24 protein-coding genes and 1 pseudogene are annotated in these 24,876 nt (G+C 69.0%); 10 read left to right on the top strand and 15 right to left on the bottom strand.

The window, feature by feature from the left end:
* Positions 1-395: 395 nt before the first annotated feature.
* From ACIBNA_RS04565 to ACIBNA_RS04520, 10 genes are all read right to left on the bottom strand, one after another.
* Entirely contained in the window at positions 396-2,168 is a 1,773-nt protein-coding gene (locus ACIBNA_RS04565) for an IucA/IucC family protein (protein ID WP_399163788.1), read from the bottom strand.
* Positions 2,165-2,713, bottom strand: a complete 549-nt coding sequence (locus ACIBNA_RS04560) for a GNAT family N-acetyltransferase (protein ID WP_399163787.1) — start codon at positions 2,711-2,713, stop codon at positions 2,165-2,167. The genes ACIBNA_RS04565 and ACIBNA_RS04560 overlap by 4 nt, the downstream gene beginning before the upstream one ends.
* On the bottom strand, positions 2,710-3,987 hold the full coding sequence (locus ACIBNA_RS04555) for a lysine N(6)-hydroxylase/L-ornithine N(5)-oxygenase family protein (protein WP_399163786.1): 1,278 nt from the start codon (positions 3,985-3,987) through the stop codon (positions 2,710-2,712). The genes ACIBNA_RS04560 and ACIBNA_RS04555 overlap by 4 nt, the downstream gene beginning before the upstream one ends.
* Positions 3,971-5,413, bottom strand: coding sequence for a lysine decarboxylase DesA (desA, locus tag ACIBNA_RS04550; protein ID WP_399163785.1), 1,443 nt, complete (start codon positions 5,411-5,413; stop codon positions 3,971-3,973). Before desA ends, ACIBNA_RS04555 begins: the two co-directional genes overlap by 17 nt.
* 157 nt (positions 5,414-5,570) lie before the next feature.
* Positions 5,571-6,425 carry a siderophore-interacting protein gene (locus ACIBNA_RS04545; protein ID WP_399163784.1) on the bottom strand — a complete coding sequence of 285 codons (855 nt, stop codon included), beginning with the start codon at positions 6,423-6,425 and terminating at the stop codon, positions 5,571-5,573.
* Between the two features lie 138 nt (positions 6,426-6,563).
* Positions 6,564-7,607, bottom strand: a complete 1,044-nt coding sequence (locus tag ACIBNA_RS04540; protein ID WP_399163783.1) for an ABC transporter substrate-binding protein — start codon at positions 7,605-7,607, stop codon at positions 6,564-6,566.
* A gap of 197 nt (positions 7,608-7,804) precedes the next feature.
* Positions 7,805-8,965 (bottom strand): acyl-CoA dehydrogenase family protein, encoded by a 1,161-nt coding sequence (locus ACIBNA_RS04535; protein ID WP_399163782.1) that lies wholly within the window; start codon positions 8,963-8,965, stop codon positions 7,805-7,807.
* Between the two features lie 5 nt (positions 8,966-8,970).
* Positions 8,971-9,921: a hydroxymethylglutaryl-CoA lyase gene (locus tag ACIBNA_RS04530; RefSeq protein WP_399163781.1), complete on the bottom strand. Its 951-nt coding sequence runs from the start codon at positions 9,919-9,921 to the stop codon at positions 8,971-8,973.
* A complete protein-coding gene (locus tag ACIBNA_RS04525; RefSeq protein ID WP_399163780.1) occupies positions 9,918-11,834 on the bottom strand; it encodes a biotin carboxylase N-terminal domain-containing protein in 1,917 nt (638 codons plus the stop codon). Before ACIBNA_RS04525 ends, ACIBNA_RS04530 begins: the two co-directional genes overlap by 4 nt.
* Before the next feature lie 14 nt (positions 11,835-11,848).
* Positions 11,849-13,465, bottom strand: coding sequence for a carboxyl transferase domain-containing protein (locus tag ACIBNA_RS04520; protein WP_399163779.1), 1,617 nt, complete (start codon positions 13,463-13,465; stop codon positions 11,849-11,851).
* 86 nt (positions 13,466-13,551) lie between these two features.
* Between ACIBNA_RS04520 and ACIBNA_RS04515 the strand changes: the two genes are divergently transcribed.
* The 3 genes from ACIBNA_RS04515 to ACIBNA_RS04505 all read left to right on the top strand — a co-directional run bounded on the left by ACIBNA_RS04515 (position 13,552) and on the right by ACIBNA_RS04505 (position 15,832).
* Positions 13,552-14,169, top strand: a complete 618-nt coding sequence (locus ACIBNA_RS04515; RefSeq protein WP_399163778.1) for a TetR/AcrR family transcriptional regulator — start codon at positions 13,552-13,554, stop codon at positions 14,167-14,169.
* Between the two features lie 79 nt (positions 14,170-14,248).
* Positions 14,249-14,803 carry an AAA family ATPase gene (locus ACIBNA_RS04510; protein WP_399163777.1) on the top strand — a complete coding sequence of 185 codons (555 nt, stop codon included), beginning with the start codon at positions 14,249-14,251 and terminating at the stop codon, positions 14,801-14,803.
* Positions 14,804-15,226: 423 nt separating this feature from the next.
* The gene (locus tag ACIBNA_RS04505) at positions 15,227-15,832 is read left to right on the top strand and encodes a hypothetical protein (protein ID WP_399163776.1); all 606 of its coding nucleotides are present in this window, start codon (positions 15,227-15,229) and stop codon (positions 15,830-15,832) included.
* Between the two features lie 36 nt (positions 15,833-15,868).
* Here ACIBNA_RS04505 and ACIBNA_RS04500 read toward each other — a convergent pair whose 3' ends face one another.
* On the bottom strand, positions 15,869-16,108 hold the full coding sequence (locus ACIBNA_RS04500; protein WP_392094233.1) for a hypothetical protein: 240 nt from the start codon (positions 16,106-16,108) through the stop codon (positions 15,869-15,871).
* A 376-nt stretch (positions 16,109-16,484) separates the two neighbouring features.
* Here ACIBNA_RS04500 and ACIBNA_RS04495 point away from each other — a divergent pair, with 376 nt between their 5' ends.
* From ACIBNA_RS04495 to ACIBNA_RS04485, 3 genes are read left to right on the top strand one after another with little or no spacing between them, the layout of a single operon-like run.
* Complete coding sequence (locus tag ACIBNA_RS04495) at positions 16,485-16,715, top strand: hypothetical protein (RefSeq protein WP_399163775.1); 231 nt, start codon at positions 16,485-16,487, stop codon at positions 16,713-16,715.
* Entirely contained in the window at positions 16,699-17,223 is a 525-nt protein-coding gene (locus tag ACIBNA_RS04490) for a DUF6879 family protein (protein ID WP_392094237.1), read from the top strand. Before ACIBNA_RS04495 ends, ACIBNA_RS04490 begins: the two co-directional genes overlap by 17 nt.
* A gap of 20 nt (positions 17,224-17,243) precedes the next feature.
* Positions 17,244-18,092, top strand: coding sequence for a helix-turn-helix domain-containing protein (locus ACIBNA_RS04485; RefSeq protein WP_399163774.1), 849 nt, complete (start codon positions 17,244-17,246; stop codon positions 18,090-18,092).
* 134 nt (positions 18,093-18,226) lie between these two features.
* Here ACIBNA_RS04485 and ACIBNA_RS04480 read toward each other — a convergent pair whose 3' ends face one another.
* Positions 18,227-19,261: an esterase-like activity of phytase family protein gene (locus tag ACIBNA_RS04480; RefSeq protein ID WP_392094241.1), complete on the bottom strand. Its 1,035-nt coding sequence runs from the start codon at positions 19,259-19,261 to the stop codon at positions 18,227-18,229.
* A gap of 86 nt (positions 19,262-19,347) precedes the next feature.
* Positions 19,348-20,199, bottom strand: coding sequence for a serine hydrolase (locus ACIBNA_RS04475; protein ID WP_399163773.1), 852 nt, complete (start codon positions 20,197-20,199; stop codon positions 19,348-19,350).
* 353 nt (positions 20,200-20,552) lie between these two features.
* Between ACIBNA_RS04475 and ACIBNA_RS04470 the strand changes: the two are divergent.
* Positions 20,553-21,093 (top strand): annotated as a pseudogene (locus tag ACIBNA_RS04470) (hypothetical protein); the annotation flags it as partial.
* A gap of 99 nt (positions 21,094-21,192) precedes the next feature.
* Here the strand turns inward: ACIBNA_RS04470 and tnpA are convergent.
* Complete coding sequence (gene tnpA, locus ACIBNA_RS04465; RefSeq protein WP_392094245.1) at positions 21,193-21,624, bottom strand: IS200/IS605 family transposase; 432 nt, start codon at positions 21,622-21,624, stop codon at positions 21,193-21,195.
* A gap of 26 nt (positions 21,625-21,650) precedes the next feature.
* Here tnpA and ACIBNA_RS04460 point away from each other — a divergent pair, with 26 nt between their 5' ends.
* From ACIBNA_RS04460 to ACIBNA_RS04450, 3 genes are all read left to right on the top strand, one after another.
* Entirely contained in the window at positions 21,651-22,970 is a 1,320-nt protein-coding gene (locus tag ACIBNA_RS04460; RefSeq protein WP_399163772.1) for an RNA-guided endonuclease InsQ/TnpB family protein, read from the top strand.
* Positions 22,971-23,286: 316 nt separating this feature from the next.
* Positions 23,287-23,889: a hypothetical protein gene (locus ACIBNA_RS04455; protein WP_399163771.1), complete on the top strand. Its 603-nt coding sequence runs from the start codon at positions 23,287-23,289 to the stop codon at positions 23,887-23,889.
* A gap of 152 nt (positions 23,890-24,041) precedes the next feature.
* On the top strand, positions 24,042-24,476 hold the full coding sequence (locus tag ACIBNA_RS04450) for an ATP-binding protein (protein ID WP_399163770.1): 435 nt from the start codon (positions 24,042-24,044) through the stop codon (positions 24,474-24,476).
* Positions 24,477-24,610: 134 nt separating this feature from the next.
* On the opposite strand, the gene ACIBNA_RS04445 is transcribed toward ACIBNA_RS04450, so the two are convergent.
* Positions 24,611-24,853 carry a DUF6411 family protein gene (locus tag ACIBNA_RS04445; protein WP_261678737.1) on the bottom strand — a complete coding sequence of 81 codons (243 nt, stop codon included), beginning with the start codon at positions 24,851-24,853 and terminating at the stop codon, positions 24,611-24,613.
* Between the last annotated feature and the right edge of the window lie 23 nt (positions 24,854-24,876).

Raw genomic sequence — 24,876 nt, 5'->3', positions numbered from 1 at the left:
GCACGCCTGGCCTTCCCGGTTCCCTGCCACGGCTCGACCACGTGGTCCCCGCGCCCGCTTCGGTCGCTCCGAGCGAGACCCCGTACCAGATCACCCGCAGCACGCACATAGTCGTTGACGACTCCCCCGAGGCCCGCCGCACAGGCGAGTACCTCGCGCGGATCCTCCGCCCCTCCACCGGCTACAAGAACGGTGGAACGCCCTGGGGATTGAGTGGTATCGGTCGCCGGAGGTGCCATGGGGGGGGGGTGCCGGTCGGTGAGTTTGTGCGGCTCCGTGGGGGCTGGTCGCGCAGTTCCCCGCGCCCCTAAAAGAATGCGCAGTTCCCCGCGCCCCTGAAACGACGGATACCCCCCGGTGGACCGTACACCGGGGGGTACCCGCCTGCTCGTGGGTCAGAACTCCGCGATCGGGTTCTTCAGGGTGCCGGCCAGTTGGAGGGCGCCCGACGGGTCCGACAGGTCCACCATCTGTTCGTTGTTGCGCAGTTGGAGGCGGTTGAGGCAGGACAGCGCGAACTCGGGGGCGAACATGTCGTACTGCTTGAACTTGTCGGCGAGTGAGGGCATCGACTCCTGGTAGGCGCGGGTGACCTCCGCGACCGTGCGCCAGAAGTCGTCCTCCTCCAGGATGCCCTCACAGGCGAGGTTCGCCGCGAGGAAGCGGAAGAAGCAGTCGAAGACGTCCGTGAAGACCGACAGGAGTTTCTTGTCCTCCGGGACCTCCACGCGCAGCCGCTCCACCGTCGGCGGCAGCACCGCGTCCGGGTCCATGACGGCGATCTCCTCGGCGATGTCCTTGTAGATCGCGCGCTGTACCACCCCGTCCTTCAGCACCAGGACGACGTTCTCGCCGTGCGGCATGAAGACCAGGTCGTAGGCGTAGAAGCTGTGCAGGAGGGGGGTGAAGTACGCGCGGAGGTAGTGGCGCAGCCACTCCTTCGGGGTGAGGCCCGACTGCTCGATCAACGCGCCCGCGACGGACGCCCCCTGGTGGTCGACGTGGACCAGGGACGCCATGGTGGCCAGGGACTCGCCGTCCCTCAGGGACGGCACCGGGCTCTCCCGCCACAGCGCGGCGAGCATCTTGCGGTACGGCGAGTAGCGGTCCGTCGCCTGCTCGTACTCCAGGTGCCGGTAGCCGACCGCCGCCCGCTCCCGGATGATCGACAGGCCCGTGGACTTCAGCACCGGGTCGTTCTCGATCAGCTGAGCCAGCCAGTCGTTGATGGCCGGCGTGGCCTCCATGTACGCGGCCGACAGCCCGCGCATGAAGCCCATGTTGATGACGGACAGGGCCGTCTTCACGTAGTGCTTCTCGGGGCTGGACCGGTTGAAGAACGTCCGGATGGACTGCTGGGCCAGGTACTCGTCGTCGCCCTCGCCCAGGCACACCAGGTACCCCCGGGCGACCTCGGCGGCGAAGGTGACGGTGAGCTTGTTCCACCACTGCCAGGGGTGGACGGGGATGAGGAGGTAGTCGGCCGGGTCCAGGTCCTGGTCGCGCAGGATGCCGTGGAAGCGCTCGACGGTCTCCTCACCCAGCTCCTCGCGCAGGAACGACTCGTACTCGATGCCGACACCGGCCGTGAACGCGGCACGCGAGCGGTGTGCCGCGAGCCAGACGAGCCGGACCGGGCTCGCCGTCTCCGGGGCGTACGACAGGTACTCGTGGATGCCGAAGCCGAGCCGGCCGTTGTTGGCCACGAAGCAGGGGTGGCCCTCGGTCATCGAGGTCTCGATGGTCTGGAAGTCGCCGCGCGCGAGCTCGGCGGCCGTGGTCTGCGGCTTGGTGAGCTTGTAGCAGGTGCCCGAGAGGGTGGAGGAGATCTCCTCCAGGTAGACGGGCAGGATGTCGTCGCTCAGCCCCAGGGACTTCTGCGTCTCGATGAAGAAGTCCAGGGCGGCGAGCGGGAGTTCGGCGCCGTCACGGTGACGGGTGATCGAGTCGGCGTCGACCTGCCAGTGGTCGAGGGCGCGAATCGTGGCCGTGAAGGTGTACCGGGTCAGGCCGTCGTCGCTGCGGACGACGTACGTGCCGTCACCGGTCGCCTCCGGCGTGATGAGCCGCTCGTGCGCGAACTCGGCGAGTGCCTTGCGGATCAGGAGGCGGTTGGCCCGCGCCCAGCGGTGGGGGGACAGATGCGCTACGGCGTCGGACAGGGTCATACGGCTACTCCTCGGGCGGCCAGGAACTGTTCGCGCGTGCAGAAGCTCAGCAGCGCGCGCTTCTCCGGCTTGTCGATCTCACGGACGGGCACAAAGCCGACGGCCTCGTTCAGCGCGTGCACGGCCTTGTTGCTCACGTCGGGCTCCACGACGACCCGCCGGGTGCGCGGGTCGGCGAACAGCTCGTCCATCACGGCGGTGATGACGGCCCGGGTGAAGCCGTGGACCGGCCGGTCGGTCGGCGCGACCAGGAAGTGCATGCCGACGTCGCCGGGCTCGGGGTCGTACAGCCCGGTCAGCTCCACGTACCGGGGGTCGTACTTCTCCATCAGGAACGCCGGCCGGCCCTCGTGCAGGCCGACGTAGGCGTGGTGGTGCTCGTGCGCCGCGATGCGCATGTACTCGCGCTCGACGTCCTGGAGTTTCGCGTCCTGCATCATCCAGTAGGCCGCCTTGGGGTGGGTGACCCAGGAGTGCAGCAACTCGGCGTCCCCGAGGGGGTCGAGCGGGCGGATGGTGAACGTACCGATGCCGGTGGTGCTCATACGGCGAACTCCTGGAACGCGATCGTCTTCTCGACCGGGTAGTACTCGGTGCCGAGCAGCTCGCGGATGATGTACGCGTTCCGGTACGGGCCCATGCCCAGGTCGGGGCTGGTGATGCTGTGGGTGTGGACGCCGGCGTTCTGCAGGAAGATCCCCCGGCCGGTGACGTCGATGGCGTAGTTGCGGGCGACGTCGAAGTTGCCCCGGGAGTCGTAGACGAGGCGGTCCCGCACGGGCCTCAGGAACTCCGGCTCGGCGTACCGGTAGCCGGTGGCCAGGACCAGGCCCTCGGAGGTCAGCTCGAAGTCCTTCTCCTGCTCCTCCTGGCGGAAGCCGAGCGTGTACGTGCCGTTCTCGTACGTCGCGCTGGTCAGGGAGGAGTTGGTGAGCAGGCGCGTGGGCACGGGACCGCCGAGGTTCTTCTGGTAGAGCAGGTCGAAGATCTCGTTGATCAGGTCCCCGTCGATGCCCTTGAACAGGCCCTTCTGCTCGGCCGTGAGGCGGTAGCGGGTCGCCTCGGGCAGCTCGCGGAAGTAGTCGGCGTACTCCGGCGACGTCATCTCCAGCGTGAGCTTGGTGTACTCCAGCGGGAAGAAGCGCGGGGAGCGGGTGACCCAGTTCAGCCGGTAGCCGTGGACGTCGATCTCGCTGAGCAGGTCGTAGTAGATCTCGGCGGCCGACTGGCCCGAGCCGACGAGCGTGATCGAGTCCTTCTTCTGCAGCTCCGCCTTGTGGCTCAGGTAGCGGGAGTTGTGGATGAAGTCGCCGCCCAGGTTCTCGCAGGCATCGGGGATGTAGGGCGGGGTGCCGGTGCCGAGGACGAGGTGACGGGCCCGGTAGGTGTCACCGGCGGTGGTCTTCACGAGGTAGACGTCGTCCTCGTACGTCACCTCCGCCACCGTCGTGTTGAAGCGGATGCTGCTCAGTCTGTTCGCGGCCCAGCGGCAGTAGTCGTCGTACTCGACGCGCAGCGGGTAGAAGTTCTCGCGGATGTAGAACGAGTACAGTCGGCCCTTCTCCTTCAGGTAGTTCAGGAAGGAGTACGGGGACGTCGGGTCGGCGAGGGTGACCAGGTCCGACATGAACGGGGTCTGGAGGTGGGCGCCGTCGAGGAACATCCCCGCGTGCCACTCGAAGTCGGGCTTCGACTCCAGGAAGACGCCGTCGAGTTCGTCGATCGGTTCGGTGAGGCAGGCCAGGCCGAGGTTGAAGGGGCCGAGCCCGATGCCCACGAAGTCATGAGTCTTGGTCGGGGTTTCAGGACGCGCGGTCAAGGGACTCTCCCAGGTACTGCTCGGCATGGCCGGCGATCAGATCGAGGACGGCGGCGATGTCGGACGCTCGCGTCTCGGGGTTGAGCAGGGTGATCTTCAGGTAGTGACGGGCGCCGACCTTGGTGCCCGCGACGATGGCGTCGCCGGAGGCGAACAGGGCCTTGCGGGCGTAGAGGTTGGCGCGGTCGATCTCGGCGGGGTCGGTGACGGACGCCGGGATGTAGCGGAAGACCAGGGTGGACAGGCTCGGCCGGACGACGACGTCGAAGCGGGGGTCGGCGGCAAGCAGCTGCCAGCCCTCCTGCGCCAGCTCGCACACCTCGTCGAAGAGCTGCCCGATGCCGTCGGCGCCCATGGTCCTGAGGGTCATCCACAGCTTGAGGGCGTCGAAGCGGCGGGTGGTCTGGAGGGACTTGTCCACCTGGTTGGGGATGCGTTCCTCCACCATGCGGCGCGGGTTCAGGTACTCGGCGTGGTAGGTGGCGTGCCGGAGCGTGGCCGCGTCGCGGACCAGCACGGCGGACGAACTCACCGGCTGGAAGAAGGACTTGTGGTAGTCCACGGTGACGGAGTCGGCGCGCTCGATGCCGTTCAGCCGGTCCCGGTGCTTCAGGGAGGCGAGCAGGCCGCAGCCGTAGGCGGCGTCGACGTGCATCCAGGTGCCGAACTGCTCGCACAGCTCGGCGATCTCGGGCAGCGGGTCGATCGAGCCGAAGTCGGTGGTGCCGGCGGTGGCGACGACGGCCATGGGGACGAGGCCGTCCTGCTTGCAGCGCTCCAGCTCGCGGGCGAGGGCGACGGTCTGCATGCGCTTGTCGTGGTCGACGGGTATGGAGACCACGGAGTCCTGCCCGAGCCCGAGCAGTTTCGCGGACTTCTTCACGCTGAAGTGGCTGACCTCGGAGGAGAAGATCCGCAGTTTCGCCAGGGAGTCGGTCTTGGCCTCCTCGCGGGCCAGCAGCAGCGCCTGGAGGTTGGACTGGGTGCCCCCGGAGGTGAACACGCCGTCGGCGGCGGGGCCGAGGCCGATGCGCTCGGTCGTCCAGTCGATCAGTTTGCGCTCGATGAGGGTGCCGCCGGCCGACTGGTCCCAGGTGTCCAGGGAGGAGTTCACGGCGGACAGGACGGCCTCGCCGAGCACGGCCGGGATGACGACCGGGCAGTTGAGGTGGGCCAGGTAGCGGGGGTGGTGGAAGTAGATCGCGTCCCGGAGGTAGACGTCCTCCAGCTCGTCGAGCACCGCGGCGGTGTCGTGCAGCGGCTGGTCGAGGTCGATCGCGTCGATGGCGGGGGCGAGGGCGTCGACGGTGACGCCGGTGAACGGCCGTTCGGTGGTGGCGAGTTTGCCGGCCACCCGCTCGACTCCGGCGGTCACGGAGCGGCGGTACTGCTCCGCGGTGGTGTCGTTGAGCAGGTGCGAGCGCATGTGGGGGTCCTCCGGTGGGACAGTCCGGTGCGGGACAGGGGCGGGCTGAACCGCGGGTTCAACTTAGGTAAGCCTAACCTAAGTTATCCTTCGCGGGACCGTGCCCTCCCGTGACTGTGGTCACTCGTGTCACTACGGTCGGGGTGAGGCCCGGGGGCTAGCCCTCCGCCCGCAACTGCTCCTCGCTCACGCCGCGGCGCCAGTAGCCGACGAACGTGACCCGGCGGCGGTCGATGCCGCGCTCCCGCACGAAGTGCCGGCGCAGCTCCTTCACGCACCCGGACTCGCCGGCGATCCAGACGTAGGGCCGCTCGGCGGGGGGCAGTTGGGCGTCGCGGAGCGCGTCGAGGACCATCGGGGAGCCCTCGTCGCCCTGCTCTTCTCTGACGAGCCAGGTGATCTCGGCGTCCGCCTCGGTCGCCAGGTCCTGGATGTCCCCGGCGTGCGGCACCTCCAGCCAGACCCGGGCGCGGGTGCCGGCCGGCAGCGCCTCGATGATGGCCGAGGCGGCCGGTACGGCGGTCTCGTCGCCCCAGACGACCACGAGGTCGGTGTCCTCGGGCGGCCGGAAGCGGATCGCCCGGTTGTCGGCGACGGCCGGGCCGAGCAGCAGGACCCGGTCTCCGGCGGCGGCCTCGGCGGCCCAGCGGGAGGCGGGGCCGGCCTGGACCGAGGCGCCCGGCTCGATGCCGTGCAGGGCGAAGTCGATGTCGATCTCGTCCGGGTCGCGGCGCAGCGCCCGCAGGGTGTACGACCGCATCACGGCCCGTACGTCGTCCGGCAGTTCACGCCAGCCCTGCCACCACCCGTCCCCGAGCTCCAGCGGGACGACCGGCTCGGGCTGCCCGGGGTGGGGCAGGAACAGCGACAGCGACTGGTCACGTCCGTCGGAGTGGAAGGCGTGCAGATCGGGCCCGCCGAAGGTGACACGGACCAGGGACGGACCGAGCCGCCTCGTCGTTACGACCTGGAGCGAGAAGAAACGGAACGGGGCGGCTACGGCGGTGGTCATAGAGGCTCCTGAGTCATGGTCAGGGGATGAGGTGAAGTACTTCAGGGGCGCGAGGCTGTGTCGATATGCGGCTCCGCCGCGTGGGCGCGACAAGCCACGACGGCCCCGCACACGCCAATGAAGCTCGACACCCCTGCGCTAGGCGACCTTCTTCGCGTTCTCGATGGCCTTCGCGAGGTTCTCCACCAACCGCACGCACTTGTCGTACGACAGAATCGGCTCAGCCGACCGCGAGATGACCTGCCCGGCCTTGACCGCGGGCAGCTTCTTCCATGTCGCCTCGGTGATGTTCGCCGGCTGAATCGCCGAGGACCGGTCGTCCATCATGATGATGTCGGCCGCGTACTTGTCGACGTTCTCCCAGCTGAGGCTCTCGAACCAGCCGCCGCCCTCGGCCTTGGCCTTCTCCGGCGGCTCGACGAAGTTCACGCCGAGGGCCTTGAAGTACTCCAGGTCGACGGAGAGGTTGGTGCCGGAGACGTAGAAGAGCTCCTGGCTCGCGGAACCGGCCATCACCTTGATGTCGGGGTGTGCCTTGGCGGCCTTGCGCAGCCGCTCGGAGGCCTCCTCGAACCGCTTCTTCGCGTCGGTGACCTTCGCGGCCTTCATGTCGCCGCCGAGGGACTCGGCCAGCTCCCACATGCGCTGGAGCGAGGCGGTGAGCTGACGGTCGTAGACGGATATGCCGACGCTCGGGGCGAGCTTGGCGATCTTGTCCTTGGAGGCCTCGGGGACGTACCAGAGGGTGCCGGCGGAGTCGAACATGGTGCTGATCAGCACCTCGGGGGCGAGGGCGGCGTACTTCTCGACGTTGAACTGGTCCCAGGTGTTGCCGAGGATGGTCACCTTGCTGATGTCCATGTCGCCGGCCTGGACGTCGGGCTTGCCGTCCTGCGTCTTGGTGGGGCCGAAGACGCCCTTGACGGAGACGCCGTAGTCGTACAGGGCGGCGGCGACGCCGGTGAAGGCGACGATGTTCGCGGGAACCTTGTCGAGCTGCACGTTCTTGCCGCGGTCGTCCTTGAAGGCCCACGGGCCGGACTTGGCGGACGCCTTGGAGTCCGAGCCGCCGTCCGTCGAGTCCTCGCTGCCACACGCGGTCACGAGGGCACCGAGTCCGAGAGCGCCGCCGGCGGCGAGGATGCCGCGGCGGGAGAAGCGGGCGGTTGTGGCGTTCGACATCTCTGGGTCTGCTTTCGTACGTTCGGAGCCACTGCGGGCACGGCTGACAGCCAGTTGGCTGGATTTAGGCTTAGGTTAGCCTAACCTCAGAATGTGTCCAGGGGGGCCCTGGTGCCTGTGCCCGGGGCAGGGCCGGGAATGCGGACGGGCGCAGTGATCCGGATCACTGCGCCCGTGAGCAAGCCCCAGCCGGTGGTTCAGCTGACCAGACCCAACTCCCTTGCGATCAGCATGCGCTGGACCTCGCTCGTGCCCTCGCCGATTTCGAGGATCTTGGAGTCGCGCCACATGCGGGCGACCGGGTACTCGTTCATGAAGCCGTAACCGCCGTGGATCTGGGTGGCTTCGCGGGCGTTGTCCACGGCGATGGTGGAGGAGTAGAGCTTGGCCAGGGCCGCTTCCTTCTTGAAGGGGGCGCCGGCCACCAGGCGGGCTGCCGCGTCACGCCAGGCGAGGCGGGCCGTGTGCGCCTTCATCTCCATGTCGGCGATCTTGAACTGGATGGCCTGGTTGGCGGCGATCGGCTTGCCGAAGGCGTGGCGCTCCTTGGCGTACTTGACGGATTCGTCGACGCAGCCCTGGGCCAGGCCCGTCGCCAGGGCCGCGATGGCGATGCGGCCCTCGTCGAGGATGCGGAGGAACTGGGCGTAGCCGCGGCCCTCCTCGCCCAGCAGGTTCGCTGCCGGGACCCGGACGTCGGAGAAGGACAACTCGCGGGTGTCCGAGGCGTTCCAGCCGACCTTCGAGTACGGGGCCGCGATCGTGAAGCCCGGCGTGCCGGAGGGGACGATGATCGAGGAGATGAGCGGCTTGCCGTCCGGTGTGCGGCCGGTGACCGCCGTGACCGTCACCAGGCCCGTGATGTCCGTGCCCGAGTTGGTGATGAAGCACTTTGTGCCGTTGATCACCCACTCGTTCGTCGACTCGTCCAGGCGGGCCGTCGTGCGGGTCGCGCCCGCGTCACTGCCGCCGTCCGGTTCCGTCAGGCCGAACGCGCCCAGGAGTTCGCCGGAGCACAGGCGGGGGAGCCACTCCCGCTTCTGCGCCTCGGTGCCGTAGCGGTAGACGGGCATCGCGCCCAGGGAGACTCCGGCTTCCAGCGTGATGGCCACCGAGGAGTCGACCCTCGCCAGCTCCTCCAGGGCCACGCCCAGGGCCAGGTAGTCGCCGCCCATCCCGCCGTACTCCTCGGGGAACGGCAGCCCGAACAGGCCCATGCGGCCCATCTCCCGGACGATCTCGTACGGGAACTCGTGCCGCTCGTAGAGGTCGCCGATCTTCGGCGCCACGACCTCGTGTGCGAACTCCTCGACCGTGCGGCGGAGTTCTTCCAACTCGGGGGAGAGGCGGTAGTCCATGGTGATCACTGCTCCTCGGTGTCCTCGTGGGACAGGGCTCGGACGGTGCGGGACGGGCTGGGTCGGCCCAGGTGGGTGGCCATCCACGCGCTCGTGGCGACGAGGCGGCCGAGGTCGATTCCGGTGTCGATGCCGAGGCCCCGGAGCATCCACACGAGGTCTTCGGTGGCCAGGTTGCCGGTCGCCGACTTCGCGTACGGGCAGCCGCCCAGGCCGCCCGCGGAGGCGTCGACCGTCGTGACGCCCTGCTGGAGGGCCGCGAGGGTGTTGGCGAGGGCCTGGCCGTACGTGTCGTGGAAGTGGACGCCGAGGGCGGTGGGCGGGATGCCCGCCTCGTCCAGGGCCGCGAGGAGCGCGACCACATGGCCCGGTGTCGCCACGCCGATCGTGTCGCCCAGGCTCAACTCGTCGCAGCCCATGTCCAGGAGGGACGTGCAGACGCGGACCACCTGGGGGACCGGGACCTCGCCCTCCCAGGGGTCGCCGAAGCACATGGAGAGGTAGCCGCGCACGTGGACGTCCTCGGCCTTCGCCCGGTTCACCACCGGCTCGAACATCGCCAGTGCCTCGTCCACCGTGCGGTTGAGGTTGGCCTTGGCGAAGGACTCCGTGGCGCTGGCGAAGACCGCCACCCGCCGGGCGTCCAGGGCCAGGGCGCGCTCCAGGCCGCGTTCGTTCGGGACCAGCACCGGCAGTGCCACCGGGAGGTCGCTGACCAGGGGGTAGAGCTGTTCCGCGTCGGCCAGTTGGGGGACCCACTTGGGGTGGACGAAGCTCGTGGCCTCGATCGTCGTCAGGCCCGCTTCGGCCAGGCGGCGGACGAACTCCGCCTTGATTTCGGTGGGGACGGTCGCCTGCTCGTTCTGGAGACCGTCGCGCGCTCCCACCTCGTGGATGCGGACGCGGGTGGGGAGGTCCTGGGCCGGGACCACCATCGGCAGACCGTCGACTGTCATTCCTCCGCCTCCTCGTGGGGTGCGATGACCGCCAGCACCTGGTCCATGGCGACCGTCGAGCCCGGGGCAACGTCCAGTTCGGTGACCTTGCCGGCGTGCGGGGCGGAGATGACGTGCTCCATCTTCATCGCCTCCACCACCAGCAGGCTCTGGCCCGCGCTCACCTCGTCGCCGACGGCGACCTTCACCACCGTCACCGTGCCCGGCATGGGCGCGGTCAGCGAGTCGGCGCCCGCGTGGGCCGCGCGGCTCAGGGACGCGGCCACCGGGTCGTGGTCGCGGACGTGCCAGGCGTCGCCGTCGCGGCCGAGCCAGTCGGCGGCGCGGTGGAAGGTGTGGCGGACGCCGTCCAGCGTCACCGAGACCCGGTCGCCCGTGACCGTGCCGGTGCCGCGCGGGGTGTACTCCAGTGGGTCCTGGACCCTGAGGTGGAAGGCGGGCGGTTTCCGCTCCCCGCCCAGTCGCCAGCCGCTGGGGACCGAGAAGGGGTCCGTCCAGCCGCCGGGCTCGGGCGTCAGCGCGTCCAGACGTACGGCCGCCGCCGCCTCGTACACCTCCTCCGGTACCTCCGTCGCGACCAGCCCCTCGACCTCCCGCTCGACCAGGCCGGTGTCGATGTCGCCGGCGACCACCGCCGGGTGGGCGAGCAGCCGGCGCAGGAAACCGGCGTTGGTCTGCACCCCCAGCGTGACCGTCTCCGCCAGGGCCGAACGGAGCTTGCGCAGCGCCGTCGCGCGGTCGGGGCCGTACGCGATGACCTTCGAGAGCATCGGGTCGTAGAGGCTGCCGACCTCCGTGCCCTCCGTGAGGCCCGAGTCGGTGCGGACGCCGTCGCCCTGGGGTTCACGGAGCCTCAGGACCGTGCCGCCTGAGGGGAGGAAGCCGCGCGCGGGATCCTCGGCGCAGATGCGGGCCTCCACCGCGTGACCCGTCAGGCGTACGTCCTCCTGCGCGAAGGCCAGGGGCTGGCCGGCCGCCACCCGCAGCTGCCACTCGACCAGGTCCAGGCCGGTGACGAGCTCCGTGACAGGGTGTTCCACCTGGAGGCGGGTGTTCATCTCCATGAAGTAGTACGAGGACGGGTCGCTGCCCGGGACGATGAACTCCACCGTGCCCGCGCCCCGGTAGCCGCAGGAGCGGGCCGCCTGGACCGCCGCCTCCCCCATCGCGGAGCGCGTCCGTTCGTCGAGGAGCACGCTCGGCGCCTCCTCGATGATCTTCTGGTGGCGGCGCTGGAGGGAGCACTCGCGCTCCCCGAGGTGGACGACGTTTCCGTGGCCGTCGGCCAGGACCTGGATCTCGATGTGGCGGGGGCGGTCGATCCAGCGCTCCACCAGGAGCGTGTCGTCGCCGAAGGAGGCCCGGGCCTCGCGGCGGGCCGCGGCGATCTCCTCCTCCAGCCGGGTCAGGTCCCGCACCAGGCGCATGCCCTTGCCGCCGCCGCCCGCGCTCGGCTTCAGCAGCACCGGCGCGCCCAATTCGCGGGCCGCGTCGGCCAGATCCGGGTCGCGCCCGCCGGGCACGACCGGCACCCCGGCACCCTGGACCGTCTCCTTGGCGCGGATCTTGTCGCCCATCAGCGCGATCGCGTCCGCCGGAGGGCCGATGAAGACCAGGCCGGCCTCGGCGCAGGCGCGCGCGAAGGCGGCGTTCTCGGCGAGGAAGCCGTAGCCGGGGTGGACGGCCTGGGCGCCCGTGCGCGCCGCCGCCTGAAGCAGGCGCTCCGCCGACAGATAGCTCATCGACGCCGGGGCGGGGCCGAGCCGTACCGCCGTGTCCGCCTCGCGGACGTGCCGGGCGTCGGCGTCCGCGTCGGAGAAGACGGCCACCGAGCGCACGCCCATCGACCGCAGCGTACGGATCACCCGTACGGCGATCTCGCCCCGGTTGGCCACCAGCACTGTCTCGAACATCGTCGTCCGTCCCCTCACATCCGGAAGACGCCGAACTGGGGGTCACCCAGGGGCGCGTTGGCGCACGCGGTCAGGGCCAGGCCCAGGACCTGCCGGGTGTCCAGCGGGTCGATCACACCGTCGTCCCAGAGGCGGGCCGTCGCGTAGTAGGCATTCCCCTGGCGTTCGTACTGGGCGCGGATCGGGGCCTTGAAGGCGTCCTCGTCCTCGGCCGGCCAGGACTCGCCGCGCGCCTGAAGCTGGTCCCGCTTGACCGTCGCGAGGACCGAGGCGGCCTGCTCGCCGCCCATGACGGAGATCTTGGCGTTCGGCCACATCCACAGGAAGCGGGGGGAGTACGCCCGGCCGCACATCGAGTAGTTGCCCGCGCCGTACGAGCCGCCGACCACGACCGTCAGCTTCGGTACGCGTGTGCAGGCCACGGCCGTGACCATCTTGGCGCCGTGCTTGGCGATGCCGCCCGCCTCGTAGTCCCGGCCGACCATGAACCCGGAGATGTTCTGCAGGAACACCAGCGGGATGCCGCGCTGGTCGCACAGCTCGATGAAGTGGGCGCCCTTCTGGGCGGACTCGGAGAACAGGATGCCGTTGTTGGCGACGATGCCCACCGGGTGGCCGTGGATCCGGGCGAAGCCGGTGACCAGGGTCTGGCCGAACTCGGACTTGAACTCGGCGAAACGGGAGCCGTCGACCACGCGCGCGATGATCTCCCGTACGTCGTACGGAGTGCGGGAGTCGACCGGGACGGCGCCGTAGAGGCTGTGCGGGTCGGCCTTCGGCTCGATCGCCTCCGCGACCTCCCAGGGCAGGGGGCTGCGGGTGGGGAGCGTCGAGACGATGGTGCGGACGATGCGGAGCGCGTGCGCGTCGTTCTCCGCGAGGTGGTCCGTGACGCCCGAGACGCGGGAGTGGACCTCGCCGCCGCCCAGCTCCTCCGCCGTGACGACCTCGCCCGTGGCCGCCTTCACCAGGGGTGGTCCGCCCAGGAAGATCGTGCCCTGGTTGCGGACGATCACCGCCTCGTCGCTCATCGCCGGGACGTACGCCCCGCCGGCCGTGCACGAGCCGAGGACGGCGGCGATCTGGGGGATGCCGGCGCCGGACATGCGGGCCTGGTTGTAGAAGATCCGGCCGAAGTGGTCGCGGTCCGGGAAGACCTCGTCCTGCATGGGGAGGAAGGCGCCGCCGGAGTCCACCAGGTAGACGCAGGGGAGGCGGTTGTCGAGGGCGACCTCCTGGGCGCGGAGGTGCTTCTTGACCGTCATCGGGTAATACGTGCCGCCCTTGACCGTGGCGTCGTTGGCGATGATCACCGTTTCGCGGCCGCTGACCCGGCCGATGCCGGCGATGACGCCGGCGGCCGGGGCCTGGCCCTCGTACATCCCGTCGGCCGCGAGCGGGGCCAGCTCCAGGAAGGGCGAGCCCGGGTCGAGGAGGGTGTCGACGCGGTCGCGGGGGAGCAGCTTGCCGCGCGCGGTGTGGCGGGCGCGGGCCTTCTCGCCGCCGCCCTGTGCGGCTGCGGCCAGCTTGGCGTGCAGTTCCTCCACGAGGGTGCGGTGCGCCTCCTCGTTGGCCCGAAAGGCCTCCGACGCGGGGTCTGCCGCGCTCGTGAGCTCCGGTGCCTCGTGCATCCTGCGGTCCCCTCACCTTGTTAATGAGCGTTAACGCATTTCCTTCAGGTTAACGAGCGCTAACCTCCCTGTCTAGAATTGATTTCATGGCCACGAGAACCGACGCCCCCACCCGACGCGAGCAGATCCTCAAGGAGGCCGCGCGGCTGTTCGCCGAGCGGGGCTTCCACGGGGTCGGAGTTGACGAGATAGGTGCCGCTGTCGGGATCAGCGGGCCCGGGCTGTACCGGCACTTCGCGGGCAAGGACGCGATGCTCGCGGAGCTGCTGGTGGGGATCAGCGGGCAGTTGCTGACCGGGGCGAAGCGGCGGGTGGCGGAGGCGGACGGGGGTGCGGGGGCGGAGGCGGTCCTCGACTCGCTGATCGAGGGGCATATCGACTTCGCGCTCGACGACCGGCCTCTGATCACCCTGCACGATCGGGAGCTGGATCGCCTCCGGGACAGCGACCGGAAGATGGTGCGGCAGCTTCAGCGGCAGTATGTGGAGCTGTGGGTGGGGGTGGTGCGGGAGGTGTACCCCGGGTTGGAGGAGCCTGCGGCGCGGTCGGCTGTGCACTCGGTGTTCGGGTTGCTGAACTCGACGCCGCATCTGGGGAGGGCGGGGTCTTTGCCCGGGCGGGGGGCTACGGCGGAGTTGCTGCATCGGATGGCCCGGGGGGCGTTCGGGGCGGCGGGGGGTTACTACTCCAGCCGTAGATCGTGATCGCGCCGGCGGGGCTGCGTTCGCGGGACGGATCGATATCGGATCGCGGGAGGCGGTCACCCGCTGGCACGCTGCCCCCATGGATCACGCAGAAGTACTGCTCATCGGAGGACGGGCTGGTGTCGGCAAGACGACGGTGGGGTGGGAGGTTTCGGCGGTACTGCGCGCCGCGGCGGTCTCTCACGCGATCATTGAGGGTGACTTCATGGGGCAGGCGCATCCGGCACCAGAGGGAGATCCTCACCGCGCGGAGATCACCGAGAGCAATCTGACTGCCGTGTGGGCGAACTTCGCTCAGCGCGGCTACCGGCGCCTGATCTATACGAACACCGTGAGTGTGCTGCCCGAGGCGACGGGCATGTTCGAACGTGCCATGGGGGCCGGGGTGGGGATCATACGAGTCCTGCTCACCGCCTCCGACGCCACCGCTCGTGAGCGGCTGATGGGCCGGGAACTCGGTTCGGAGCTGGAGCAGGAGCTGGAAAGCAGTGTCCGCAAGGCACGGCTCCTGGATCAGCGTGCCCCGGCAGAGACGGTGCGGGTGGTGACGGACGGACGGCCTGTCGTGGACATCGCGCGGGATGTGGTGGCCGCCACCGGTTGGGCTGGGCCTCACGCCGCTCGCAGATCGTGATGGTGTTGGCGGGCTGGTCCGGGAATGGGTACGGCCACTGATGATCAGCGGCGGCCACACCCGGCTGTCCGTCGGCCCCACCTGCGGCCGGGCTATTTGGTGAGTGTCTGTCGGCGGATGGGCTGAAGTGCCTGCTGGGGATCTTTGCCGTGGTATGCCCCGAGGGTCTGGATGAGGTCTTCGAATGCTCCCAGTGCTGCCAGTACTAATCGGGGATGTGCCCCTTGCTGCGATGACTCCACCGATTCCCCTCTGACCTGCGTAGATGGGTCATCGTTGGTTCCAGTGGCTTCCGGTCGGTCCTCGGTGGCTAGTGTCCTGAGCGTGTCCAGGGGTGGCCTCGCCGGAGCCCAGGCCCCGCGCACGGTAGGCGGATGCATGATGGACGCAGGCCAAAGGGGGCGACCTGCGAAGAAGATCGTCATGAAGCAAAAGACCGCCAGCATCGCCACTGTCATCGCCCTCGTCGCCGGTGGTGCCGCAGCCTGCGGAGGCGGCGACGATGGGGTAGCACCGGCGCCCACGCTGACCGGGATGGAGGGTGTGTCGCCCCCACCGACCTCGCCGCCGCCCACGAGCAGCACGCCGAGGCTAGCGGTGGGGCAGACCATCCACATCTCCACCTCGCCCGCGCAGGTGGCCAGGCCGATTCCTGCCGGTGCCGCCGACGTGACCCTGCGCGACCTGGATGTCACCACGATTTACCGGTCGAAGGACAACCCCGCCTCTGCGCAGAAGGCGGACCCTGGCGAGCAGTTCGTCATCTGGACGATGAAGGTCACGAACACCGGCCCGGACGAGTTCAACCTCTACCCTCTGACGGCAGCGCAGCGGTGGACGTCGGACGGCCAGGTGACAGGACCGGACCTCTTCCTTGGCATCGACGACGATCTCGGCGGCGAGCCCGACCCGCGACCGGGCGAGACCGTCACCGGCAGCGGCGGGGCTGTCGTCCCCGAAGGGAGCGGAGTGCTGGAGTTCGCCGACCGGCAGGGCGTCCCGATGTTCGAGATCGCCGTGAAGCGGTAGGGAGTCACCAGGAGGCCGAAGCAGGGCAGGGCGGCCCTACTCAACGGCTTCAGCGGCGGACACCGAGGTCCGCATCGCCTCGGCCATCCGCCCGGCCGCGTCCGCGCGGACCATGCCGAGATGCACGTACGGCTTGCCGCTGTGGGTGACCATCGGGCGCACGCCGCCCCAGACGCTTTCGGGAAGCCCGAGACCGGCCAGGGCAGCCCGGATGGCCTCGGCAGCGTCCGTGGCCTGCTTGCGGCCATCCCGATACGTCTCCATGTCCATCGTCATCAGTGCCCGCCCCCGGCATGGTCGCGGACGCCCGTGGCATGCCTGGCGGCCTGGGCGATGTCACCGCGATTCCTGCATGCGTTGAGCTTGCGCCACTCCGACTGACAGGTCGCGCAGCCAGCGATGGGCGAGCAATCAAGCAACCACGCGTTGAAACCCACAGGCAGATCGATGGGCGGTTCCTGTGTGGACTTGTGCCTGGTGGATGGCATGGACGCTCCCCGAGTCTTCGTGACACCGGTTACGACGGTAGGGAGCTGTGAGCTGGCCGGTCCACGAAGTTGCACGCGGTTGCACGCAAGCCGTGGCGACCTTGACGCCCATGTCACTCCACCGTGAAGCTCACCCTGCAACCGGCTCGACGTAGGGAGAGGCAATGCAGCTACGGTTCGTCGGCAAAGATCCGGAGTCCGGGGATCACGGCTGCCCGGCCGTGGGGGTGGACGAGATGACGCACGATCTCGTCATCCAGGGCATCAGGGCCGACGCCGATACGGTCGCCCGGACCGTCCAGGACAGCCCGCTCCCCGACCAAGAGGGAGTGATCCGGCTACCGCAGCGCATGGTCCCGCTGCTGAGGGAGGCACTTGATGGCGCAAAGCCTTAACAGCTTTGCCGACCTGATCCGGTCCGTGGAGCACTCGGCCGTCCACCTTGAGATGAGGGACGTGTACGCGATCCCCAACGAGGACAAGGGATTCTCCGCCTGGCAGCGCGGTCACCGGCTCGACCCCGACAACCGAAAGTCGTGGTGGCGACCCTGGCTCGACCTTGTCCAGGAGGTCACTGCCAAGGGCGTCGTCATGCGCCGGGCACGGATCGCCTCCGAGCCGGTGAGCGAGTACATCCGCTACGAGCACTCCTTCACGTTCACCAACGTCGCGGCGGGCGAGGAGGTCCGTTGGCTTCCGAGGCGGCAGGCTTCGGACCTCGCACTTCCGGGGAACGACTTCTGGCTCTTCGACGACCGCATTGTCCAGTTCAACGTGTTTGACGGTGAGGGGCGCTGGGTCCACACCGATCAGACCGATCAGCCGGCGGTTGCCCGGTTGTGCTCCACCGCGTTCAGCGCCGTCTGGGAGCGGGCCATCCCGCACGAGAAGTACGTCATCTGAGAAGCCCGGTACGCCAGTTCATGTCCACATCCCCGCTGTCCACCGCTCAGGCTGCCCGTGCGGCCATCGCCGCCCGTCTGGACGAGATCAGGAAGGACGCGGGGCTCACCGGGCATGAGCTGGCGCAGCAGTGCGGCTGGCACAAGTCGAAGGCGTCCCGCATCGCAAGGGCCAAGACCGCCCCGTCCGACGAGGACATACGGGCATGGTGCCGGGTCTGTGGCGCCGAGGAGCAGACGGCCGACCTGATCGCCGCCTCCCGCACCGCCGAGTCCATGTACGTCCAGTGGCGGCAGATCCACCGCGACGGCATGCGGCGCGTCCATGAGAAGACCGTCCCGCTGTACGAGCGCACGGTCCATTTCCGCGTCTATGCCTCGAACGTGGTCCCCGGCATGCTCCAGACCGCCGAGTACGCGACAGGACTCCTGCGGTCCATCACGGACTTCCAGGGCACACCCGACGACGTGGCCGACGCCGTCCAGGCGCGCCTGAACCGCTCCCGCGTCGTCCAGGAGGGCAACCACCGGTTCGCCCTGCTGCTCGAAGAGACGGTGCTGTACTACCGGGTCTGCGACGACGCAGCGATGGCCGGGCAGCTGCGGTACCTCCTGGAGGTCATGTCCCGGCCCAACGTGTCCCTCGGGATCATCCCCTTCACGGCCCGTCGCACCGTGTGGCCGCTGGAAGCCTTCTACGCCTTCGACGACGTCCAGGTGGCGGTCGAGACGCTGACGGCCGAAGTCAACATCACGGCCCCTGGCGAGATCCGCACGTATCTGAAGGCGCTCGGAGAGCTGTCCCGGATCGCCGTGTACGGCCGCGAGGCAAGAGAGCGCATCACAAAAGCCATCGGCTCCCTGCGCTGACCTGCCAAACTCTCTCCCATGGATGCAGGGTGGGCCGCAGTGTTGGCCCCCGACACGTGATGGCGTTCGATGCCGTGGACGACCGGATCCAGCACGTCTGGTCCGTGCTCGACCCCGACAAGCTTCGTTCCTGGTCAGCGAGATGACGTAGTCGTCCTGACCCGCAGGTAGTAGAAGCGGGTCGTCTGGGTCGGGTTCTGGTTGTCATCGCTGGCCAGGAGGACCTTCAGGGTGTTCTTCGTGCGGCCCGTGATCGTCATGGCCTCGATGTTGTCGAGGAGCGGGTTCGGCTGGGGTTGCTTGGCCGTTGCGCCGAGGGAGGGGCAGGTCACGAGGTCGGTGAGGAGGGTTTTCTTGATCAGGTGGGCCTCAGGATGGCCCGTCAGGGTCTCGATGCCGCTCGTGTCCGTCGCCCCGCGGGAGTCGGCCAGGTAGAGGCGGACCGTGTTGCCCACGCCGGAGGTGAAGCCGCGTTCCAGGACCAGGAGGCGGCCGTCGGGGGTCGCCTGGACCTCGGGGACGCCCAGGCCGGGGTCCGTGCGGTAGGCGTACTGGGCGCCGAGGGCGAAGTGGCCGTGGGGCGTCCTGCGCCAGGTCTGGAAGCGGACGATCGTCGAGTCGTCGCCGGAGAGGGCGTACTCCATGGAGGCCAGCAGGGTGCGGCCGCCGGGGAGCAGGGTCAGGCCCTCGAAGGTGCCGTTGGGCCGGGCGCGGCCCGCGGGGCTCACGCGCAGGGCGTCCGGGACCGGGAGGCGGTCGAGGAGCCTGCCGGTGCGGGAGTAGCGGCGTACGGAGGGTTCCGTCTCGGAGGTGATCAGGCGCGTGCCGTCGCGGTCGACTACCAGGCCCTCGGAGTCGAGCGCGCTGCCGTTCTCGTCGGTGAGCGGCACCACGGACCGGGGCTTCAGCGTCCTCGCGTCCAGGCGGAAGAGCGACGAGCGGTCGGAGAGGGCGGCCAGTGAGCCGTCCCGGTCCACGGCCAGCGCGGAGAAGTTGCCGACGTAGGTGTTCTCGTACGTCGTCTTGTCCAGCGCGTCGGAGAAGCCGTCGATGGAGACGGCCGGCGAGCAGGCGTGCCGGGTGTGCGCCTGTGCGGGGCCGACGGCGGTCAGGCACGTGGCCGCCGCCAGGCCCGCGGTGAGGAGGGCGAAGTGGGTTCTCAGTGGCATGGGCGTCACCGTAGGGCGGGCCGGTGACGTCGGGTAGGCCGCACGGTGAAGGGTCGGCTTGCGACCAGGTGTCCGCGGACGGACGGTCAGCTCGCGGCCAGGTCCTTGTGGATGACCTTGGCTACGGCCTGGATGGTCGCGATGCCGTAGTTCATGGTGCTGTTGCCGTGGGTGAGCACGGTGATCATGTAGTCGTGGCCGCCGCCCTTGAACGCGCCGACGCTGTGCACCCGCCAGCCGTTCGTGGAGCGTTGCAGCCAGCCGTTCTTCACCGCCACGGTGACGCCCGAGGGCACTCCGTACGGCGTGCCCCAGCGCTGGGACGAGACGACCTGGCCCATCAGCTTGAGGATGTAGGCACGGGAGTTGTCGCTCAGGACCGCGTTCTTGGCGGTCAGGAGCTTCAGCAGCTTCTGCTCGTCGGTGACGGTGATCTGCGTCAGGCCCCAGTAGCCGTTCGCGCCGGGCTTGGTCTGGGTCATGCCGGCGGCGGTGAGGAAGCCCCTGATCTTCGTCATGCCGAGCTGCTTCCACAGGGTGGAGGTCGCGGCGTTGTCCGACTTGGTGATCATGGCCTTGGCGAGGGTGTTCTCGCGGTCGGTGAGGTACCGGTTGGTCTTCTTCGCGTCCCACAGCAGCGTGGCGAGGACGGTGACCTTGACGACACTGGCCGAGTCGTAGGCGGTGCCCGCGCGCAGGGTGCAGGTCGTGTTGGTGCTGCGGTCGTAGAGGCCGACGGCGACGGTGCCCTTGCGGGTGGCGAGCGCGGCGGTGATGTCCTGCTTCAGCTTGGCGGCGAGACCGGCCTTGGCGGACGTACAGGTCACGGCCGCAGTGGCAGCGGCTGCGGGCGTGGCGGCGGCGACGAGCGGCACGAGCACGCCCGTACCCACGGCCGCCGCCAGCACTCTCGCGCGGCGGGGTATCCCAGAAGTCATGCACCCCATGACTCATCAGGTCGGGGTAAAGGTTGTGCGACTTGGCGAAGGTTTGTGCGAGTCGTTACCGGGCGCTGTGTGGTTTCACAGGAAAGCACCAGCTTCGGCACAGCGGCCACAAACCAGGGCTGTCCACGATGCTGAGGTGACATCTGCCACCGAATCCCAGCTCCGCACCGCCGCGCCGCCCTCACCCCCGCCTGGGGAAAGGGCAGCCCCGCGCTGGTCGCTCCCCATGCTGCTCGCGATCCTCGCCCTGGCGGCGGTGCTCTACTCCTGGAACCTCTCCGGCTCCAGCCTGAACAGCTTCTACAGCGCCGCCGTGCTGAGCGGCACGCAGAGCTGGAAGGCCTGGTTCTTCGGCTCGTTGGACGCCGGGAACTTCCTCACCGTCGACGGGCAGCGGCTTCGGCGGGCCCGGGGGCGGGGGCGGGGGTGGTGGCGGCCGGGGCTTCCCGGGCGGCGGCTTCCCGGGTGGCGAGGCGCCCCCCCGGTGGGCAGAACAGGGAGAGTGGGCAGGCCCCCGGCGGGACCAGTGGCTCCGGGGCCAGTGCTCGGCCCGGCGGCCTGGGCGGAGGTGCCGACAGTGAGCTCGTCTCGTACCTGAAGAAGCACCAGGACGGCACCAAGTGGCTTTTGGCCGTGTCCAGTTCGCAGAGTGCCGCCCAGTTCATCGTGAGCAGCGGGGAGCCCGTCATCTCCATGTGGGGCTGGTCCGGCAGCGACAAGGCGATGACGCTCGCCAAGCTCAAGGAACTGGTGAAGAAGGGTGAACTGCACTACGTCCAGCTCGGCGGAGGCATGGGCGGCGGACCCGGTGGTGACTCCTCCCTCAGCTCCGAAGTCACCGCGTGGGTGCAGAAGCACGGCACGGCCGTGAAGTCGACGCTCTACCTCTGATCTTGCGCAGTGCGCCGCCCTTCAGGGCGGTGGTGAAGCGCATCTCAAGACTGCTCTGACCTCAGCCGTGGGTACGGGTCCGCACTGTTGACCTCAGCTCACGGGGCGCTGCTGCCGCTCGATGTACTGCTGCACGACGGTGAGCGGCGCCCCTGCGCATGAGCCTGCGAAGTAGGAGCCGGACCAGAAATGCCCGCCCCACAGGTACCGGCGGACGTGCGTGTCGTACTCCTTGCGCAGTAGCCGGGCGGAGACGCCCTTGAGGCTGTTGACCAGCTTGGAGAGCTGGACCTTCGGGGGGTAGTGCACCAGCAGGTGCACGTGATCGTGCTCGCCGTTGAACTGCTTCAGCTCGGCCTCGAAGTCCTCGCACACCTCCCGCATGATCTCCTCGCACCGGGCCAGCATGGCGTCGGTGAAGACTCCGCGCCGGTATTTCGTGACGAAAACCAAATGGGCATGCAGGTTATGGACGACGTGACGGCCGGTGCGCACATCGGGATTCGGGTTCCATCGCGGTGACATAGACCAACCGTAGTATGGTGGTCGTCGTGAGTGAAAACCCCTTGGTGAAGCGGCAGTTCGGGCATCGAGCCCGGCTTGCGCTGTCGCCTGCCGAGGTGTCGAACACCGATGCTCAGGCGCACGCGGCCCGTACGATGTGGAATCTGCTGCACGCCTGGTGGCAGATGATGCCGAAGGACAAGCGCACGCTTGCGAACGCCGATGCCGCGATCCGGCAGGCCCGCAAGGACCTTGATTTCCTTGCCGTGTTGCCCGCGCAGGCCGCGCAAGCGGTGCTGAGGACATACTTCCAGGCGTGGCGCAACTGCTGGGACGGCCGCGCCGACGCGCCGAACTTCAAGGGCCGCTTCCGGTCCGTCATGTCGGTGGACGTCCCGCAGGGACGCGACCTGAACATCAAGCGTGTGCACCGGCGCTGGGGCATGGTCAACCTGCCCAGGATCGGCCGGGTCCGGTTCCGCTGGACCAAGAACCTCCCCGTCGGCAAACACTCCCCTACCGACAACCGGATCACCGGCGCCCGGCTGGTGAAGGACGCACTCGGCTGGCACATCGCCTTCCGCGTGACGACCCTCGAAACCGCCCCGGGGCCCCACCAGGGACCGGAGGTCGGCATCGACGCCGGTGTCAGCCTGCCGCTCGCCCTGTCCAACGGCGACCACCAGGACCACGGACGGCCGCCCCGTCTCCCGGACGGCACCGCCGACCGGGACAAGTGGCTCACCCCGAAGGAGAAAGCCAAGCTGCTGCGCCTGGAACGCGAAGCAGCGCACCGCAAACGCCTCCGCAAACGCGGCGAGAAGACCTCCCGCCGCTTGCAGCACACCTACGACCAGATCAAGCAGCTCCGAGCAAAAGCCACGCGACGAGCCCTTGACTGGCAGCATCAGACCACCACCTACCTCGCCCGCACCTACGGCGTCGTGGTGGTCGAAGCACTCACCATCACGAACATGGTCAAGTCCGCTCGGGGCACCGTCGAAGAGCCGGGCAAGAACGTCAAAGCCAAGGCCGGTCTCAACCGCTCCATCAGCCAGGAGGCATGGGGCCGCACGACCGCGATGTTGACGTACAAGCTTGCCCAGCGCGGCGGCACCCTGGTCAAGGTCCCGGCTCCCGGAACCTCCCAGCGCTGCTCAGCCTGCGGCCTCACCACACCGGGCAGCCGGGAAGACCAGGCCACGTTCGTATGCAAGAACCCGCACTGCGGATGGTCGGGCAACGCCGACTTCAACGCAGCCCGGAACATCTTGCACCTGTACCGGATCGGCCTCGTGGCGATCCCGGCTGCCGGAAGGTGCAGTCGTCAGGCGCGCAAACGCGTCAAGCCCGCCACCGCAAGGTAGGCAGGAATCTCCCGGCTTCAGCCGGGAGAGCACTTCAACGTCTCGACCCGTCCGACGTCAGCTGATCCCCGTCCCACCGGCGAACGGCCCTCTGACACCACGGTCAGGGGGCCGTTCCACTGACCCCTGCCGAAACTCTTGACGCCGCCTTTCCCACCGGGATACTTGCGGTCGACAGCGCGTCAACTGCCGCTTCAGTGACGAGGGTTCGCCGTATCCGATCTGATTCGACAGTGGGTCCGTATGTCCGAGATCCCGAACGTTGTACGAAGTTTCGCAAGCTTTGTCACGGCCACCCCCCACAGGAGGATCCGCAATGAGCCCACGCAAGGCACTCATAGCTGCCCTGACGGCCGCACTACTGGCCGGCCCAGGCGTCGCCCAGGCCGCCACCCCCCACACCGCACCCACCCCGGCCCGCGAACGCGCCGCCGCGGCCACCATCACCTGGTCGCTCGTGCGGGCGAGCAACCCCACCGAGGACCAGCGCACCGCCTACGACGCCATCACCCGGGCCATGAACGCGGCGGTGGCCCGCTACAACAACCTCAGTGACCTGGGCAAGACCATCACCGTCCGCTACGAGCCGGGCGTCCCCACCGCCGACGGCAACATCAACGGGACCATCCGCTTCGGCAGCAACCGCAGCTACATGACCGAGCGGACGGCCCTGCACGAGATCGCCCACACCATCGGCGTGGGCACCAGCTCCGGCTGGTCCCGCCTAGGCGGCAGCGGCACCTGGACCGGCGGACAGGCGACCGCGCTGGTCAAGCAGTACGACGGATCCGGGGCGAAGATCTCCACCGGCGGCGGCCACTTCTGGCCCTACGGCCTGAACTTCGAGAACGAGATGTCGAACACGGCGGCCGACCGCCACGTCCACCTCGTCGCCGCGATGGTCCGCGACGGCCTCTAGGCAGTGTTCGAGCCGTCCTCGAGAAGTAACTGGCGTGTGGGGTGGGCCGGCCGGAAAGTCGCGGGCGGCCCACCGCATCGTGTCTGTTGAGGCGGGCGCCGGGTACACGGTTCATTCACGTGCGTGGGGCCGAGGGAGAGGAGGTCGGGACAGTGGCGGTGAAGGCGATGGGATGGGCGCACTCGTTCCCCATGTCCGAGGGAGTACGCGCCGGGCGGGAGTGGACACGCAGGCGTCTCGAATCCCTGCCCTGGACCGCTGCGGAGCCGGACACGGTGGACGCCATCGTGCTGGCCGTGTCCGAGCTGATCACCAATGCGCACATCCACGCGCACAGCGACGCGCACCTGGTCCTCACATGGGACGGCGACTGCCTTCATGTGAGCGTCCACGACGAGGACCCGACGCTGCCGCGCCAGCGCGAACCAGAGCCGGGGGATGTCTCCGGCCGCGGAGTGGCGATCGTGCAGAAGCTCGCCGATGAGTGGGGGATGCGGTGCCAGCGGAACGGCAAGACGGTGACGGCATGCTTCCGCCCCGCCGATACCGATACCGGCAACGACCGGCATGACGGCAGCAGTAACTGAGTTCTGCTCACCGGTGCGCCGTGCGGGTCCTGACGGTCGGGGTCACTGCCGTGGTGACGGTGACCCTGTGGGCGTAGGCCGTGACCGTGGCGCGGCGTTCATGACCATGCTCCCCGCTCGGCCCGCGTCGTCGGTCAGAAGGGCATGCGGCCGCGGGAGCGGCGACCTGCCGAACCGCTGCGGCTCACCGCGCGCGAACTGCTGTGGAAGGGCTTGCTGAAGAGCCGGCCCAAAATGCCGGGCGCTTTGCCACCGGCCCGGGCCCCGGCACCGAGCGTACGTTGCGCGCCGCGTTCGGGGTGGCGGGAGAGACGGGGGACGAGGAAGGCCAGGACGGCCAGGACCACACACCCGACGATGACGGCGGCGACTACCATGATCAGCTCCCCTTCGCTGGTGA

The sequence above is a fragment of the Streptomyces sp. NPDC050164 genome, assembly GCF_044459945.1.
Classification (GTDB): domain Bacteria; phylum Actinomycetota; class Actinomycetes; order Streptomycetales; family Streptomycetaceae; genus Streptomyces; species Streptomyces coeruleorubidus_A.
This window is presented reverse-complemented; position numbering and strand designations above follow the sequence as displayed.

Bases quoted from the DNA above. Each gene is read 5' to 3' on its own strand.
- ACIBNA_RS04445 (WP_261678737.1), bottom strand. From the start codon at position 24,853: ATGGTAGTCGCCGCCGTCATCGTCGGGTGTGTGGTCCTGGCCGTCCTG.
- ACIBNA_RS04500 (WP_392094233.1), bottom strand. From the start codon at position 16,108: ATGACGATGGACATGGAGACGTATCGGGATGGCCGCAAGCAGGCCACG.
- ACIBNA_RS04515 (WP_399163778.1), top strand. From the start codon at position 13,552: ATGGCCACGAGAACCGACGCCCCCACCCGACGCGAGCAGATCCTCAAG.
- ACIBNA_RS04495 (WP_399163775.1), top strand. From the start codon at position 16,485: ATGCAGCTACGGTTCGTCGGCAAAGATCCGGAGTCCGGGGATCACGGC.
- ACIBNA_RS04535 (WP_399163782.1), bottom strand. From the start codon at position 8,965: ATGGACTACCGCCTCTCCCCCGAGTTGGAAGAACTCCGCCGCACGGTC.
- ACIBNA_RS04485 (WP_399163774.1), top strand. From the start codon at position 17,244: ATGTCCACATCCCCGCTGTCCACCGCTCAGGCTGCCCGTGCGGCCATC.
- ACIBNA_RS04455 (WP_399163771.1), top strand. From the start codon at position 23,287: ATGAGCCCACGCAAGGCACTCATAGCTGCCCTGACGGCCGCACTACTG.
- ACIBNA_RS04510 (WP_399163777.1), top strand. From the start codon at position 14,249: ATGGATCACGCAGAAGTACTGCTCATCGGAGGACGGGCTGGTGTCGGC.
- ACIBNA_RS04530 (WP_399163781.1), bottom strand. From the start codon at position 9,921: ATGACAGTCGACGGTCTGCCGATGGTGGTCCCGGCCCAGGACCTCCCC.
- ACIBNA_RS04560 (WP_399163787.1), bottom strand. From the start codon at position 2,713: ATGAGCACCACCGGCATCGGTACGTTCACCATCCGCCCGCTCGACCCC.
- ACIBNA_RS04490 (WP_392094237.1), top strand. From the start codon at position 16,699: ATGGCGCAAAGCCTTAACAGCTTTGCCGACCTGATCCGGTCCGTGGAG.
- ACIBNA_RS04520 (WP_399163779.1), bottom strand. From the start codon at position 13,465: ATGCACGAGGCACCGGAGCTCACGAGCGCGGCAGACCCCGCGTCGGAG.
- ACIBNA_RS04475 (WP_399163773.1), bottom strand. From the start codon at position 20,199: ATGACTTCTGGGATACCCCGCCGCGCGAGAGTGCTGGCGGCGGCCGTG.
- ACIBNA_RS04540 (WP_399163783.1), bottom strand. From the start codon at position 7,607: ATGTCGAACGCCACAACCGCCCGCTTCTCCCGCCGCGGCATCCTCGCC.
- ACIBNA_RS04480 (WP_392094241.1), bottom strand. From the start codon at position 19,261: ATGCCACTGAGAACCCACTTCGCCCTCCTCACCGCGGGCCTGGCGGCG.
- ACIBNA_RS04525 (WP_399163780.1), bottom strand. From the start codon at position 11,834: ATGTTCGAGACAGTGCTGGTGGCCAACCGGGGCGAGATCGCCGTACGG.
- tnpA (WP_392094245.1), bottom strand. From the start codon at position 21,624: ATGTCACCGCGATGGAACCCGAATCCCGATGTGCGCACCGGCCGTCAC.
- desA (WP_399163785.1), bottom strand. From the start codon at position 5,413: ATGCGCTCGCACCTGCTCAACGACACCACCGCGGAGCAGTACCGCCGC.
- ACIBNA_RS04505 (WP_399163776.1), top strand. From the start codon at position 15,227: ATGAAGCAAAAGACCGCCAGCATCGCCACTGTCATCGCCCTCGTCGCC.
- ACIBNA_RS04545 (WP_399163784.1), bottom strand. From the start codon at position 6,425: ATGACCACCGCCGTAGCCGCCCCGTTCCGTTTCTTCTCGCTCCAGGTC.
- ACIBNA_RS04565 (WP_399163788.1), bottom strand. From the start codon at position 2,168: ATGACCCTGTCCGACGCCGTAGCGCATCTGTCCCCCCACCGCTGGGCG.